Source organism: Streptomyces sp. NPDC046349, from assembly GCF_055587885.1.
This window is the reverse complement of sequence record NZ_JBVJFK010000003.1, coordinates 252,960-266,608: the sequence shown is the minus strand read 5'-3', so window position 1 is coordinate 266,608 and position 13,649 is coordinate 252,960. Positions and strand designations below refer to the sequence as shown.

General features: G+C 71.9%; 14 protein-coding genes. 13 read left to right on the top strand and 1 reads right to left on the bottom strand.

Annotation, left to right across the window (positions count from 1 at the left end; all coding sequences use genetic code 11):
• The first annotated feature begins 1 nt into the window (after nucleotide 1).
• From ACZ6JS_RS08435 to ACZ6JS_RS08380, 12 genes are all read left to right on the top strand, one after another.
• Nucleotides 2-457 (top strand): (2Fe-2S)-binding protein, encoded by a 456-nt coding sequence (locus ACZ6JS_RS08435; protein WP_469296826.1) that lies wholly within the window; start codon nucleotides 2-4, stop codon nucleotides 455-457.
• 211 nt (nucleotides 458-668) lie between these two features.
• A complete protein-coding gene (locus ACZ6JS_RS08430; protein ID WP_469296825.1) occupies nucleotides 669-1,679 on the top strand; it encodes a helix-turn-helix domain-containing protein in 1,011 nt (336 codons plus the stop codon).
• 51 nt (nucleotides 1,680-1,730) lie between these two features.
• A complete protein-coding gene (locus tag ACZ6JS_RS08425) occupies nucleotides 1,731-3,680 on the top strand; it encodes an APC family permease (protein ID WP_469296823.1) in 1,950 nt (649 codons plus the stop codon).
• A gap of 359 nt (nucleotides 3,681-4,039) precedes the next feature.
• A complete protein-coding gene (locus ACZ6JS_RS08420; protein ID WP_469296821.1) occupies nucleotides 4,040-4,603 on the top strand; it encodes a TetR/AcrR family transcriptional regulator in 564 nt (187 codons plus the stop codon).
• A 57-nt stretch (nucleotides 4,604-4,660) separates the two neighbouring features.
• Nucleotides 4,661-4,969 (top strand): hypothetical protein, encoded by a 309-nt coding sequence (locus ACZ6JS_RS08415; RefSeq protein WP_469296820.1) that lies wholly within the window; start codon nucleotides 4,661-4,663, stop codon nucleotides 4,967-4,969.
• Between the two features lie 50 nt (nucleotides 4,970-5,019).
• The gene (locus tag ACZ6JS_RS08410; protein WP_469296818.1) at nucleotides 5,020-5,262 is read left to right on the top strand and encodes a helix-turn-helix domain-containing protein; all 243 of its coding nucleotides are present in this window, start codon (nucleotides 5,020-5,022) and stop codon (nucleotides 5,260-5,262) included.
• A 160-nt stretch (nucleotides 5,263-5,422) separates the two neighbouring features.
• Complete coding sequence (locus tag ACZ6JS_RS08405) at nucleotides 5,423-5,836, top strand: hypothetical protein (RefSeq protein ID WP_469296817.1); 414 nt, start codon at nucleotides 5,423-5,425, stop codon at nucleotides 5,834-5,836.
• The gene (locus tag ACZ6JS_RS08400; RefSeq protein WP_469296815.1) at nucleotides 5,833-6,624 is read left to right on the top strand and encodes a transcriptional regulator; all 792 of its coding nucleotides are present in this window, start codon (nucleotides 5,833-5,835) and stop codon (nucleotides 6,622-6,624) included. Before ACZ6JS_RS08405 ends, ACZ6JS_RS08400 begins: the two co-directional genes overlap by 4 nt.
• A gap of 71 nt (nucleotides 6,625-6,695) precedes the next feature.
• Complete coding sequence (locus tag ACZ6JS_RS08395) at nucleotides 6,696-7,115, top strand: roadblock/LC7 domain-containing protein (protein ID WP_469296813.1); 420 nt, start codon at nucleotides 6,696-6,698, stop codon at nucleotides 7,113-7,115.
• Between the two features lie 109 nt (nucleotides 7,116-7,224).
• On the top strand, nucleotides 7,225-7,599 hold the full coding sequence (locus tag ACZ6JS_RS08390) for a hypothetical protein (protein WP_469296812.1): 375 nt from the start codon (nucleotides 7,225-7,227) through the stop codon (nucleotides 7,597-7,599).
• 189 nt (nucleotides 7,600-7,788) lie between these two features.
• Nucleotides 7,789-11,364: a bifunctional glycosyltransferase/CDP-glycerol:glycerophosphate glycerophosphotransferase gene (locus ACZ6JS_RS08385; RefSeq protein ID WP_469296811.1), complete on the top strand. Its 3,576-nt coding sequence runs from the start codon at nucleotides 7,789-7,791 to the stop codon at nucleotides 11,362-11,364.
• Nucleotides 11,365-11,489: 125 nt separating this feature from the next.
• Entirely contained in the window at nucleotides 11,490-11,972 is a 483-nt protein-coding gene (locus tag ACZ6JS_RS08380; RefSeq protein ID WP_469296809.1) for a VOC family protein, read from the top strand.
• Nucleotides 11,973-12,134: 162 nt separating this feature from the next.
• Here ACZ6JS_RS08380 and ACZ6JS_RS08375 read toward each other — a convergent pair whose 3' ends face one another.
• Complete coding sequence (locus ACZ6JS_RS08375; RefSeq protein WP_469296808.1) at nucleotides 12,135-12,872, bottom strand: SIR2 family NAD-dependent protein deacylase; 738 nt, start codon at nucleotides 12,870-12,872, stop codon at nucleotides 12,135-12,137.
• 163 nt (nucleotides 12,873-13,035) lie between these two features.
• Here ACZ6JS_RS08375 and ACZ6JS_RS08370 point away from each other — a divergent pair, with 163 nt between their 5' ends.
• Nucleotides 13,036-13,476 carry a hypothetical protein gene (locus ACZ6JS_RS08370; protein ID WP_469296806.1) on the top strand — a complete coding sequence of 147 codons (441 nt, stop codon included), beginning with the start codon at nucleotides 13,036-13,038 and terminating at the stop codon, nucleotides 13,474-13,476.
• The last annotated feature ends 173 nt before the right edge of the window (nucleotides 13,477-13,649 follow it).

The following is a 13,649-nucleotide window of genomic DNA, read 5'->3' as shown; positions in this document are numbered from 1 at the left end:
CGTGCCCTCGCACACCTTCACCGTCAACGGGCGGAGCGTCACCGTGGACGCCCCCGACGACCTGCCCCTGCTGTGGGTGCTCCGCGACATGCTGGGCGTGCGCGGCCCCAAGTACGGCTGCGGGGTGGATGTCTGCAAGGCCTGCACCAGCCACCTCGACGGGGTCGACGTCCGTCCGTGCGTGGTCCCCGTGTCGGCCTGCGCGGGCCGGGAGGTGACCACCATCGAGGGCCTCGCGAACGGGGACGACCTGCACCCCGTGCAGGAGGCCTGGCTCGAACAGGACGTCGCCCAGTGCGGTTTCTGCCAGCCCGGTCAGATCATGGCCGCCGCGGCGCTGCTCAAGCGCACCGCTGAGCCCACGGACGAGGACATCGACGCCATCGCCAACATCTGCCGGTGCGGGACCTACTTCCGCATCCGGGAGGCCATCCGCAGTGCGGCCGCGAGGATGTGAGCGGCGGATCCCGGTGCCTCCCCCGTGCTGCTTTCCATGGACTCCGGGACCCGTCCGCTCGTGGACGAACCTACGCGGGCGCGGGCCCGTACGCAGGGTTCGCCCTGCCCAGTGACCGGGCGAGACCGGTATCACAGCGCACAGTGTGCGGCGGGTGGTTGAATGCGCCGGTGTCACGGTCCGACGACGTACTCAAGGTCCACCGGCGCTGATGAACGGCAGGCTCTCCACCGCCCACCAGATCGCCGAGGCGCTGCGGCCGCCCCTGCCCGACCCGATGCGCATGTACGTCGCGGAGTGCCGTACGGGTCGCCGCACCGAAGTGGCGCGACTGTGCCGGGAATTGACCGGTGGCCGGGCCTGGGTCGTGCGCTGCCCGGTCTACGTGCACCACCTCATCATCCTGGTGCCGGCCGAGGCGTCGGCGGTCTCCTGCGACCAGGACCCCCTGGCCGGGGCGCTGTCGGCGGTGGCCCCGGACTGCGCGGTCGGGGTCAGTGCCGAGCTGGCCCTGAGCCAGGCCCCGACCGCCTACACCCAGGCCTTCCACGCCCTCGCCGTCGCCCGCGGCCGCGGCGAACGGCACGCCCGCTTCGGCCCGGGCCCGGAGCTGGCGCTCGCGGCCCACGAGGCCGGCGCCGGCTGGGCCGGGGCCCTGCTCGCGCCCCTGCACGCGTACGAGCCCCGGCGCCCCCAGGACCCCGGCGGGCGGGAACTGCGCGCCACCGCCCACGCCTGGCTGAACTTCGGCCCGCATGCCACCCGGCTGCTGAAGGTCCACCGCAACACCCTGTCCGCCAGGATCCGGCTGGTCGAGACCCTGCTCGGCCTGGACCTCGCGCGCCTCGCAGACCAGGCCGCACTCTCGCTGGCGCTCCGGCTGACCCCGGGCGGGGAGCGGGGGAGCGGCGCCGCGGCCCCGGTGGCCGCGTCCGGGCTCGACGCGGTCCTGCGCGATCCGCGACTCACCGAGTGGGCGCGGTCCCACCTGAGCCGGCTGACCGGCCCGGACGCCCCGGCCGGCGCCCGCGACACCGTCCGTACCTGGCTCGCGCACGACGCCCGGCTCGCCCCGGCAGCCGCCGCCCTCGGCGTCTCCGTCCCCGGGGCCCGCAAGCGGCTGGCCCGCATCGAGGCCCTGCTGGAGCGCTCGCTGCTGCAGTCCCCGAGCGTCCGGTACGACCTGTGGCTGGCCCACCGGGCCGAAGAGCTCGCCGAGTGACACAAGCCCGAAAAGGGGTGTTCGTCGGAAAGAATCCACGATCATGCCCGAATGAGGCGTATCAGTGCGAAGCGCGTGCTCGTCGGTGAACCCCTCGACACCGCGCGGCTCGGCGAGACCCTGCTCCCCAAACGGCTCGCCCTGCCGATCTTCTGCAGCGACCCTCTCTCCTCCGTGGCCTACGCCACCGAGGAGATCCTGCTGGTCCTGGCCCTCGGCGGCGTCGCCCTCCTGCACCTCACCTGGTACGCGGCAGCCGCCATCGTCTTCCTGCTCGTCGTCGTCATCGCCTCCTACCGCCAGACCTGCCACGCGTACCCCGGCGGGGGCGGCGCGTACGTCGTCAGCTCCGAGAACCTCGGGCAGACCGCCGCGCTCACCGCCGCCAGCGCCCTCCTCGTCGACTACGTGATGACCGTCGCGGTCTCCGTCGTTTCCGGAGTCTCGGCCATCACCTCGGCCGTCCCCGCCCTGAACGACCACGAAGTGGCCCTGTCGGTCGCCTTCGTGGTGCTGCTGACCCTGATGAACCTGCGCGGGGTCAGGGAGTCGGGCCGGGTCTTCGCCATCCCCACCTACGGCTTCGTCCTCGTCGTCTACCTCATGTTCGCCGTCGCCGCCGTGCGGCTCGGCACCGGCCGGACCATCCGCGCCGAATCCGCCGACCTGCCGATCACGGCGGAGGGCACGTACACCGGACTGGCCCTCGTGTTCCTCGCGATGCGCGCCTTCGCCTCGGGCTGCACCGCGCTCACGGGTGTGGAGGCGATCAGCAACGGCGTTCCCGCCTTCCGCAAGCCCAAGGCGAGGAACGCGGCGACCACGCTCGCCGCGATGGGCTTCCTCTCGGTGACGATGTTCGCCGGCATCACCGCCCTGGCCATGACCTACGAGGTGCACGTCGCGGCCGACCCCACCGAACTGGGCCTGCCCCCGGGGACCGCGACCTCCACCGCCCTCGCCCAGATCGGCCGGGCCACCTTCGGCAGCTGGCACTTCCTCTTCTACCTGCTCCAGGCCGTCACCGCCGGAGTGCTGATCCTCGCCGCGAACACCGCCTTCAACGGCTTCCCGATGCTCGCCTCGATCCTCGCCCGGGACCGGTACGCGCCCCGCCAGCTCTCCAACCGCGGCGACCGGCTCGTCTACTCCAACGGCGTCGTGCTCCTCGCCCTCGCCGCCGTGGCCCTCATCGTGGCGTTCGACGCCGAGCTGACCCGCCTCATCCAGCTCTACATCATCGGCGTGTTCGTCTCCTTCACCCTCTCCCAGTCGGGCATGGTCCGGCACTGGAGGAAGGCGCTCGCCTCGCCCGCCACCCCGCACGAGGAGCGGATCCACATCCACCGCAGGCTCGCCATCAACGCGGTGGGTGCCACCCTGACCGCCCTGGTCCTCGTCATCGTCCTGGCCACCAAGTTCACGCACGGGGCATGGTTGGTCGTCATCGCCATGCCCCTGCTGTTCCTCGGCATGAAGGGCGTGCGCCGCCACTACGACCAGGTCGCCCGGCAGGTCGACGTCACCGCCGGCGCCAGGCCGCGCAGGCCGGCCCGCCATCACGTGCTCGTCCTGGTCGCCGCCGTGCACGCCCCCACGCTCAAGGCCATCGGCTACGCGCAGGGGCTGCGCCCCGACACCCTCACGGCGGTGACGGTCGCCGCCGACGAGGTGGAGGCGGCCCGGTTGAGAGAGGCCTGGGAGGAGCACGACCCCGGGCTCCCGCTGAAGATCCTCCACTCGCCCTACCGCGAGGTGATGGGCCCGATCCTGGCGCACGTCGAGGAACTGGCGGCCGAACCGGACACGGACATGCTGTCCGTGGTGATCCCGGAGTACGTCGTCGGTCACTGGTGGGAGCAGCCCCTGCACAACCAGAACGCCCTCCGGCTCAAGGCGCGCCTGCTGTTCACGCCGGGCGTCGCGGTCATCGACGTGCCGTACCTGCTGGAGTCGGCGAAGGCCGCGAAGGCGGCCGAGGCCGCGGGACGGGAGGGCTAGGGCCTTCTTCGGGATCGGGCCGGAACAGGCCAGGGCCGGATCAGGGAGCGGCGTCCGGTGCCGTGGCATCGCAGGGCGGAGGAGGGAGTCCTGCGGAGCATCGGCGACGGACAACAACGCGGCGATGCGCGGTTCCGGACGTCACGAGCCCGGCAAGATCCGCAAGAGAAGTCCTGGGGGCAGGGACGGGAAGTCCGGCGGAGGGGAGGGGCGGCGGTGGGAGAGGGGGCGGCGGGGAGGCGGGACGGGCCGGAGCCGGGGAGTCCGCTACCGTGGGCAAAGCACTGCGTCTGCAGTGATTCCGCCGACCGGGAGGCCGGTCGGGAAAGCCGGCCCGCACCGACCCAGGGACCCGCCCCATGCGCCAGAACCCGCAGCGCCGCGCCGCGCTGCTCGACGCCGCCATCGAAGTCCTGGCGCGCGAGGGCTCGCGCGGCCTGACGCTGCGCGCTGTGGACGCGGAGGCGGCGGTGCCCATCGGCACCGCCTCCAACTACTTCGCCAACCGGGCCCAGCTGCTCGTGCAGATCCTCCACCGCACCCGTGAGCGACTGATCCCGGACCCGGCGGATCTCACCGGCCCGCTCGACACGAAGGTGCTGCTCGGCCGGCTCCTGGAGCGCATGCGGCGCGAACGCAGCGTCCACGTCGCGATGCTGGAGCTGCGGCTGGAGGGCCTGCGGCGCCCGGAGCTCCAGGCCGAACTGGCCGCCTTCCAGGGTGCGGAGCTGGAGGCGAACATCGACTGGCACACGGAGGCGGGCCTGCCCGGCGACCGGCAGGGCGTGGTCCTCCTCTACCTGGCGATGCTCGGGCTGATCGTGGACGACCTGACCGTGCCGGCGATGCTGGAGGCCCACCCGGTGGAGGGGCTCATCGAGACGATGGTCGAGCGGCTCCTCCCCCAGGAGTCCGGGGACTGACCATCGTGCCGGTGGGGCAAGCGCCGACATCGCGGGAAGTACCGTGGGGAGTGCAGGATGGCCGATACCGCCGAGAGCAGGACCTGCGGGCTCCGGTGGCTGGCGGACTGGGGCGAGTGGCTCGCCGGCCTCACCTGCGTACTCGGCCCGGACGGCGCGAACGCCGGACCGGGCGAAGAGGCGGACGGGGACCGCGAGCGGCGCACCCTCGCCGTCCTGGAGGACCGCTTCGGGCCGGCCCTGCCGCGCCACCTGATCGCGGACACCCCGCTCCCGGCCCACGTCACCTGCACACGCCGGTCCGCCCCCGGGTCCGGTGATCTTATGCTCGGGTTTACGCGAGTCCGCTGGTTTTGGGGGCGGTGAGGCACTTTGATGGGTCTGCCAGGCGTCGTACCGGAGCAGGGGGACCATTCATGGGAACCGACCGCATCCAGAAGGACAGCACACCCACTCTGATCGGTTCCGTGCAGCGGGCCCTGCGGCTCGTGGAGGCGATGCACGCGGAGGGCGGTGCGACCGCCAAGCGGCTCGCACGGGTCACCGGGATCCCGCTGCCGACCGTCTACCACCTGCTCCGTACCCTGAGCCACGAGGGCTACGTCGAGCGGGAGAGCGGCTCGTTCCGTCTCGCGGACGATCTTCCGCTGGCTTCGTGATCAGATTCCGACGCGTTCCGGCCAAGCTCTTACACCCTGAATGGCATGTTCCAGCGGAAAATGCCAGAACGCCCTTTCGCACTGAGGAACTTGAGTAAGTTCCCTCCTGTCGCGCCGCACAACCGTGCACACCGCACGTCCGGCCGGGAGGGGAGCCCGCGTGCCCGGGATCGACGAATGCCTGCTCGAAGCCATGGCCTTGCCTGGTGCACGGGGGGCCGCGCTGGTCGACTGGAGCAGCGGGCTGGCTCTCGGCACGATCGGGGAATCACCCGTGGGGGACCACGAGACCACCGCCGCCGAGACCGCCGAGCTGGCCCGTGCGGCCGCGGAGTACGAGTCCTTCGCCCCCGCGGAGGCAGGCCCGGACCAGGATGACGCCGCGGGCGCCGCCGGTCCCCCCGTCGAGGACCTGATCGTCACGACCCGCAGCGGCTACCACGTCCTGCGCTTCGTCGAGACGAGCTTCGACAGCAGCGTCTTCCTGCATGTCTGGCTCGACCGGGCCGACGGCAACCTCGCCCTCGCGCGCATCAGACTCAGGGCCCTGGCCGAAGGGCTGGTGCTCCGATGACCACCCCGGCAACGGCCCCGAACGCCTTCGCGGCCGTCTCCCCCCTCCTCACCCGGCTCGCAGCGGAGCGAGCCACCGGCGCCCTGCTCCGCGACCGCGGCACCCTCTTCCTGGAGGACGGCCGAATAGTCCACGCGGAGAGCCCGGCCACCCCCGGCCTCGACGTCCTCCTCACCACCGGCGGCGGCCTCGCCCCCGAACGATGGCGCGAGGCTGTGGACCGGGCCGGGGCCCGCCGCCAGGTCGCCCGCTTCCTCGTGGACAGCGGCGGCCTCGCCGACGGAGAGCTCGAGATATGCCACCTCGCCGCCATCTTCGACGCCGCCTTCTTCGCCCTGTCCCCGGGCAGCGGCCCCTCCCGTTTCCGCCGCGGGGCCACCCACTGGATCGGCTCCGTCCGCTCCGTTCCGGCGGCCGCCGTCGAACGGGAGACCCGGCGCCGCCGCGAACTGCTCGATGCGGTCTGGCCGTACCCGCTGCTCGACACCGCCCCCGTGGTGCCCCGGGCGGCCGCACCGGGCCAGACCGTCACCACCCGGCAGCGGATCCTGCTGGAGCGGGCCGACGGCATACGAACCCCGGCCGACCTGGCCTGGGTGCTGGGCCGGCCGGCCTTCCACACACTGCTCGATGTCCGCCGCCTCGCGGCCGCCGGACTGGTCGAGACGCCGCACAGCCCGGCCCCCCCGCCGGTCGAGGTACCCCTGCCCGACTGGATGACCCAGGCCCAATCCCCGGACGTGGCGCTGCTCCGCCGGTTACGCGACGCACTGGAGGCAAGCCTGTGAGGCTCCCGCTGCGACCGGCCCTGCGCGCCGACCGCTCCGAGCGTAGGCAGCCCGAAAGGAGAAAGGCCGACATGAGTACGGTGCCCCCCGAGGCGGAGGCCGAGATACTCGCCGAGCTCCGCAGGCTGCGAGCCCGCGTACCCCAGCTCACCGGCGCCCTCGCCGCGAGCGCCGACGGCTTCGTCCTCGCCCAGGACAGCGCCGCCGCGGAGGCCGAGGCCGTCGCCGCCCTGACCGCAGCCGCCCTCGGCGTGGCCCAGCGGCTCAGCGACAGCACCGGCCAAGGCGCGTTCCGCGAACTGCTCGTGCGGGGCGCCGACGGATACGTGGCCACCTACGCGGCGGGCGCGGCGGCCGTCCTCACCCTGACCGCCGAGCCGCGCGTCAACGTCGGGCGCCTCCATCTGGAGGCGCGGCGTTCCAGCGTGCGCATCGCCGAACTCATCGAACACGTGCTTGCGCGCCGGGGTTCCGGCGCCGGGCCCGCCTGATCCGCGACCCGGCCCACCGCACGGCGGGCCCGTCGGAATCAGGACAACTACAGATGGTCACACCAACACAGCAACCGGTTACAGCGAAAACAGGAAAGAGGCACCTCTCATGGTCAACGTGGAGACCGCGCTCAAGGAAGCCACCACCGTCATCGAGGGCGCGATCGGCGCGGCCCTGGTGGACTACGGCAGCGGCATGGCGCTCGGCACCATCGGCGGCGGCAAGGACCTCGACCTCGCGGTCGCCGCGGCCGGCAACACGGACGTGGTGCGCGCCAAGGTCCGCACGATGGAACTCCTCGGCCTGAAGGACGAGATCGAGGACATCCTCATCACGCTCGGTAGTCAGTACCACCTGATCCGGCTCATGAAGGGGCGCACCTCCGTGGGCTTCTTCCTCTACCTTGCCCTCGACAAGAAGCGGGCCAACCTCGCCATGGCACGCCATCAGCTGAAGAAGATCGAAGCAGAACTGGAGATCTGAACGGGTCATCGACCGGGACGGGCCCGTCCCACCGCAGCGTCAAAGTGGCGGACGGCTGAATTCTTTGCCGTCCGCCCCGGCGATCAGTTCCCTATGCCCCATATGGGTGGAGTTTATGGCTCTGTTACAGAGTAAGATGCTGTGAGCTGATCATCGAAAAAGCAAAAAACGCTGGAGAAACCGCCACCCATGCCCCCGCGCCTGAGCATCGTCGTCCCCGTCTACAACGTCGAGCTCTACCTCGACGAGTGCCTGGAATCCATCGCCGCTCAGACGTTCGGCGACTTCGAGGCCATCCTCGTGGACGACGGCTCCACGGACACCAGCGCCGTCATAGCCAAGGCCTTCGCGGCGCGTGACAAGCGCTTCCGGGTCGTCATGCAGGAGAACGCCGGCCTCGGCGCAGCCCGCAACGCCGGCGCCCGCCACATCCACCCGGACAGCGAGTACCTGGCCTTCGTCGACAGCGACGACACGATGCCGGACTACGCCTACCAGCGCCTGATCGAAGCCCTCGACCAGACGGGCTCGGACTTCGCCGGCGGCAACGTCAAGCGCTTCCGCTCGGTCGGCATGAACCAGTCGTGGGGCCACCGGGCCGCCTTCGCGAAGACGCAGCTGGCAACCCACATCTCCAAGTTCCCGGCGCTGGTCACCGACCGCACCGCCTGGAACAAGGTCTACCGGCGGACCTTCTGGGACGAGCACGGCTTCCAGTACCCGGAGGGCATCCTCTACGAGGACGCCCCGGTCAGCATCCCCGCGCACTACTTCGCCTCCAGCGTCGACATCCTCAGCGACTGCGTCTACCACTGGCGCGTCCGCGAGACCGGCGAGCGCTCCATCACCCAGCGCTCCACCGACCCGATCTCCCTCATCGACCGCGTGAAGTCCGTCCGCCTGGTCCGCGAGTCCCTCAAGGCCAAGCAGGGCGCCAAGTACGAGCGCTACCTGCGCGACTACGACTACAACGTGCTGAGCGAGGAGCTCCCGCTCATCTACAAGTACGTCGCCGAGGGCGGCCCCGACTTCCGCGCCGCGTTCGTCAAGGAGGTCGGCGGCCTCGTCCGCGAGATCGGCACCGGCCCCTGGCCCGACCTGACCGTCGCGGACCGCCTCAAGGCCTACCTCGCCGGCGAGGGCCGCGTCGAGGACTTCATCGCGCTCCTGAACCACCAGCGCGACTACCACTACAGCGTCCCGGTCAAGGGTCTCGCCCGCCCGCAGGCCGACTACCCCTTCCTGCAGGGCCGCCCGCCGGTCCCCGCCAAGATCCTCACCCTCGGCGCGCGCGAGCGCCGCGTCGTCAGCCGCCTGGAGCAGGCGGCCTGGTCCGACGGCAAGCTGCTGCTGCGCGGCTACGCCCTGCCCGGCCACCTCGGTGCGGAGAGCCGCCTCGGCTCCCGCAAGATGCTGATCTTCCGCGAGGGCGGCAAGCGACGCCGCTCCGTCGTCAGCACCCGTACGGTCGCCTCCCCGATGGCCACCGTGAAGTCCCCGCACCTCGCGCTGCGGCACGCCGACTGGGCAGGCTTCACCGCCGTCGTCGACCCCTCGATCTTCCAGTCGGGCGGCAAGTGGAACGAAGGGATATGGACCACCTCGATCGCCGTCACCGGCGCCGGCGGCCTGCACCGCGCCCGGCTCCGCGGCGGCGAGCACGACACCGGCCAGAATCCGCCCCCGTACTGGGTGGCCCCCGACGTCCGGATCGTCCCGGCCGTCTCCGGCGCCCTCACCATCCAGGTCGAGATCGCCCGCGCCCGCGGGCTGGACGCCCGGCCCGCCGGTGACGACGCCGTCGAGATCATCGGCGAGCTCTCCGCCGGGGTCGATGCCGCCCGCCTCAAGGCCGTCCACGTCACCACCGGCACCGCCCTCGACTTCCCGCTGGAGACGGGCGCCGCCATCGCCGGCCGCACCCCCTTCACCGCCCGGGTCGCGCTGGCCGACCTGGCCGCCGTGCCGGACGCCGAGTGCGAGCCCGGCGAATGGGCCCCCGAGCCGTGGAGCCTCTCCGTTGTCGGCGCCGACGGCACAGAGCACCGCCTGGCCCACGACGAGCGCGGCGGTTTCAACGGCCTCGTCCTGCCCCTGCCCGGCGGGACCGCGGGCCGCTCCCTGTTCGTCAAGCGCGGCAACACCGGCCACCTCACCCTCTCCGTGCAGCCCTCCCCGCCGCTCGTCGACGAGGTCGGGGCCGAGGACGGCACCCTGACCCTGCGGGGCCGGTTCGTCGCGCCCACCGACGAGCCGTACGAGCTCGTCCTGCACAACGCGCACGGCATGGAGTTCAGCTACCCCGTCACCCGTGACGGCGAAGCCTTCGAGACCACCTTCCGGCCCGTGCTCCCCGAGCCGTTCGCGGGCCGCACCACGCTCCCCGAAGGCCGCTGGTGGCCCACGCTGCGCCCGGCCGCCCAGGGCGGGACCACCGCCGGCCTGCTCGGCGTCGACCGCGGCGCCCCGGTCCAGATGTCCCCGGACCTCCTCTTCTCCGGCCCGCACCCCCTCACCGCGCAGGGCCGCCGGATGCGGATCGAGACCCGCTTCCACGACCGTATGGCGCTCGTCGCCGACCCGCTGCTGAGCCCGCACGACCGCTCCCGCTACGCCCAGCGCGTCGCCCGCTTCGAGACCTACCCGGCACAGCGCGCCCTGCCGGTCAAGGACATCGTCGTGTACGACACCTTCCAGGGGCACGGCGCCGGCGACGCGCCCCGCGCCATCCACGAGGAACTGCTGCGCCGCGGCGAGAAGCTCGAGCACGTCTGGCTCGTCAAGGACGGCCGCGCCGAGGTCCCCGCGACCGCCCGCGCCGTGCAGTACGGCAGCGTGGAGTCCTGGGAGGTCATGGCCCGGGCCCGCTACTTCGTGACCAACGACAGCGTGCCGGCCCTGTTCCAGCGCCGCGCCGGCCAGGTCGTCGTCCAGACCTGGCACGGTACGCCGATCAAGCAGATCGGCCACGACTTCGTGCACGACTACTACACGAGCCCGGAGATCCTGGAGGGCCTCGCGCACGACAGCGCCCAGTGGTCCCTGCTCGCCTCGCCGAGCTCGTACGCGACGCCCGTCCTCAAGCGAGCCCTCGGCTACGACGGCGAGGTCATCGAGGCCGGCAGCCCGCGCACCGATGCGCTGGTGAAGCCCGACGCGGAGCGGATCGCCGAGGTCCGGCGCCGGCTCGGCCTGCCCGAGGGCAAGAAGGTCGTCCTCTACATGCCGACCTGGCGTGAGAACTGCGAGGGCTGGACCGGTGGTTACAAGCTCGACCTGCGGATCGATCTGGAGCAGGCCCGCCGCGAGCTGGGCGAGGACCACGTCCTGCTGATCCGTGGCCACCACCACGTCACCGAGCAGGTCCGCGAGGGCGTCCGCGACGGTTTCGTCGTCGACGTGTCCCGCTGGCCCGACGCCGCCGACCTGCTGCTGGTCGCCGACGTGCTGATCTCGGACTACTCCTCCGCGATCTTCGACTTCGCGCTCACCGACCGGCCCATCCTGCTCTTCACGTACGACCTGGAGCACTACCGCGGCACCCTGCGCGGCTTCAACTTCGACCTGGAGGAGAAGGCGCCCGGACCGCTGCTCTCCGACTCGGCGAGCCTGATCGAGGCCGTGCGGAACGCGGACGCGATCGGAGCCGAGTACGCCGGGGCGCGTGCGGCATTCCGCGAGGAGTTCTGCGACCTGGACAACGGCGACGCCGCCGAGCGGGTGGTCGACCGGATGCTCGCCATGGGCGCGGAGCCCGCGAAGTAGGCCGTACGGTCGAATTCCCGGCCGAATGAGGACCGGCCCCGGGCCCACCGATGAATTTCGGGCCCGGGGCCGGTCTGTATGTGCGGAGCGGTATCCACCGTCCACGCACCGGCCTGGAGGCAGAGATGAGCGGCAACGGATTCACCACGTGTCTGTGGTTCGACGGCGACGCGGAAGCGGCAGCCGACTACTACCTGTCCGTGTTCAAGGACGGCAGGCTGGGCCGGATCGCGCGCTACACGGAGGCGAACCCCGAGTCGGAGGGTTCGGTCATGACCGTCGAGTTCGAGATCAACGGGCAGAGGTTCGTCGGCCTCAACGGCGGCCCGCAGTTCCATTTCACCGAGGCGGTGTCCTTCCAGATCGACTGCGCCGACGAGTCCGAGGCGGACTACTACTACGACGCCCTGACCAGGGACGGCGGCCAGGAGTCCGCCTGCGGCTGGGTCAAGGACAGGTTCGGGGTGTCCTGGCAGGTCATCCCGCCGGGCGCCGTCGACCTGGTCAGCGACCCGGACCCGAAGCGGGCCGCACGGGCCATGGCCGCGATGATGAAGATGAAGAAGCTGGACGTCGCGGAGATGCGCCGGGCGGCCGACGCGGGCTGAGGGCCGTCCCACGGGATCCCCGTGGATCGGCGCGCGGCGGCGGATGCGGTGCACCGCAAGGCGGAGGAGCGTCCTCGTGGGGGCGTATCAGGGTGTTCCCCCTGCGCAGCGAGGCGCGTCCAGTCGTCGTGCGCCCGGCCGGGGCCTTGCGGGACATTCCCTTCAGCCACCGGCTCCCGCGGCGATCCGGGTCAGGAGGGCCGGGAGGGCGGTGCCGATCGGTTCGCGGACGACCTCGTCGGCGAGAACGTCGTACGGGGTCTCCTGCGCGTTCACGATGATCAGCCGGGCGCCCGCCTCCGCGGCCATCCCCGCCAGTGAGGCGGCCGGCTGCACCTGGAGCGTCGAGCCGACGGCGACGAACACCTGGCACCCCTTGGCCACGGCCATCGCCTGCCCCAGCACCACCGGGTCGAGCCGCTCGCCGAACATCACGGTGGCCGCCTTGAGGATCCCGCCGCACGCCAGGCAGGCGGGATCCGGTTCGCCGGCGGCCACTCGGGCCAGCGCCTCGTCCATCCCCGACCGGGCGTGACACGCCGTGCACACCACCGACCGGGCGGTGCCGTGCAGTTCGAACACCTTCCGCTCGGGCATCCCGGCGAGCTGGTGCAGGCCGTCGACGTTCTGGGTGATGACCCGGACCGGGGTGCCGCCGCGTTCCAGTTCGGCCACGGCCACGTGCGCGGCGTTCGGCCGCGCTCCGAGCGCGCCGATCTCGGCCCGCATCAGCCACGACCGCCGCCGGATCTCCGGATCGGCCATGTAGTACTCGTAGGTCACGAGCTTCTCGGCCTCGGGCTCACGGCGCCACAGGCCCTGAGGACCCCGGTAGTCCGGAATTCCGGAGTCCGTGGACATCCCTGCCCCACTGAACACTGCGACGAGCGGCTTTCCCATGCGACCGACCCTACGTACGACCGCCGCTCGCCCGCGACCCCATTACCGCGCACCGACCGCACGGGGGAGGCAGGGGCGTTTCTGCGGTGAATCCCGCCCTCCACAGGAGTGAGATCCGCGCCGCGCACTCCCGGTGGACCGGCCTGCCGGGTACAAACCGCACATGATGCTGAAGCCCTACAGCCTTGGTGCCCTGCTGCTGGCCCTGTCGGCGCTGCCGGTCGTGCCGTCCGCCCCCGCCGTAGCCGCCCCTGCCGCCGCCGTAGCCGCGGCCGTGCCGGAGGGGCACACCGCGGATCAGATCGGGCGCTTCCTCGTCCGCTTCTACGGGGACCACGGCCCGTCCGACCACGACCGCCGGCACCACGTCTCGCAGGTGCTCCAGGAAAGACAGCAGGTGAACACGGAATCGGACGTGCTGCTCTGCGCGCAGAACGAGCCGCAGGACATCGGCATCGGGCCGGTCACCGTGGCCCAGGCGGCCGGGGTCGGCTGGGCCACGGTCACCACCCACTGGGGCTCGGACGAGACCGACACCTTCACGGCGTACGTCCGCCTCGACTCCAAGCCCATCCGGGTCGACGACGTCATCTGCGCGGGCTGAACGGCCCGCAGGGGGCCGGGGCCTGCACGAGGGGAGCTGCCCGGAACAGTGCTGACCCGAGCCCGGCGGGGCAGCTCGACCCGTGCACGCCGCCTGCGGGTTGCACGGTGCAGGGACGCCGGCCGGGTGGGGCTGCTCCGGCAGGCGGGGCCGGAGCAAGCCCTGCCCCGAAG

Bases quoted from the DNA above. Each gene is read 5' to 3' on its own strand.
- ACZ6JS_RS08430 (WP_469296825.1), top strand. From the start codon at position 669: ATGAACGGCAGGCTCTCCACCGCCCACCAGATCGCCGAGGCGCTGCGG.
- ACZ6JS_RS08425 (WP_469296823.1), top strand. From the start codon at position 1,731: ATGAGGCGTATCAGTGCGAAGCGCGTGCTCGTCGGTGAACCCCTCGAC.
- ACZ6JS_RS08420 (WP_469296821.1), top strand. From the start codon at position 4,040: ATGCGCCAGAACCCGCAGCGCCGCGCCGCGCTGCTCGACGCCGCCATC.
- ACZ6JS_RS08415 (WP_469296820.1), top strand. From the start codon at position 4,661: ATGGCCGATACCGCCGAGAGCAGGACCTGCGGGCTCCGGTGGCTGGCG.
- ACZ6JS_RS08410 (WP_469296818.1), top strand. From the start codon at position 5,020: ATGGGAACCGACCGCATCCAGAAGGACAGCACACCCACTCTGATCGGT.
- ACZ6JS_RS08400 (WP_469296815.1), top strand. From the start codon at position 5,833: ATGACCACCCCGGCAACGGCCCCGAACGCCTTCGCGGCCGTCTCCCCC.
- ACZ6JS_RS08395 (WP_469296813.1), top strand. From the start codon at position 6,696: ATGAGTACGGTGCCCCCCGAGGCGGAGGCCGAGATACTCGCCGAGCTC.
- ACZ6JS_RS08390 (WP_469296812.1), top strand. From the start codon at position 7,225: ATGGTCAACGTGGAGACCGCGCTCAAGGAAGCCACCACCGTCATCGAG.
- ACZ6JS_RS08385 (WP_469296811.1), top strand. From the start codon at position 7,789: ATGCCCCCGCGCCTGAGCATCGTCGTCCCCGTCTACAACGTCGAGCTC.
- ACZ6JS_RS08380 (WP_469296809.1), top strand. From the start codon at position 11,490: ATGAGCGGCAACGGATTCACCACGTGTCTGTGGTTCGACGGCGACGCG.
- ACZ6JS_RS08375 (WP_469296808.1), bottom strand. From the start codon at position 12,872: ATGGGAAAGCCGCTCGTCGCAGTGTTCAGTGGGGCAGGGATGTCCACG.
- ACZ6JS_RS08370 (WP_469296806.1), top strand. From the start codon at position 13,036: ATGATGCTGAAGCCCTACAGCCTTGGTGCCCTGCTGCTGGCCCTGTCG.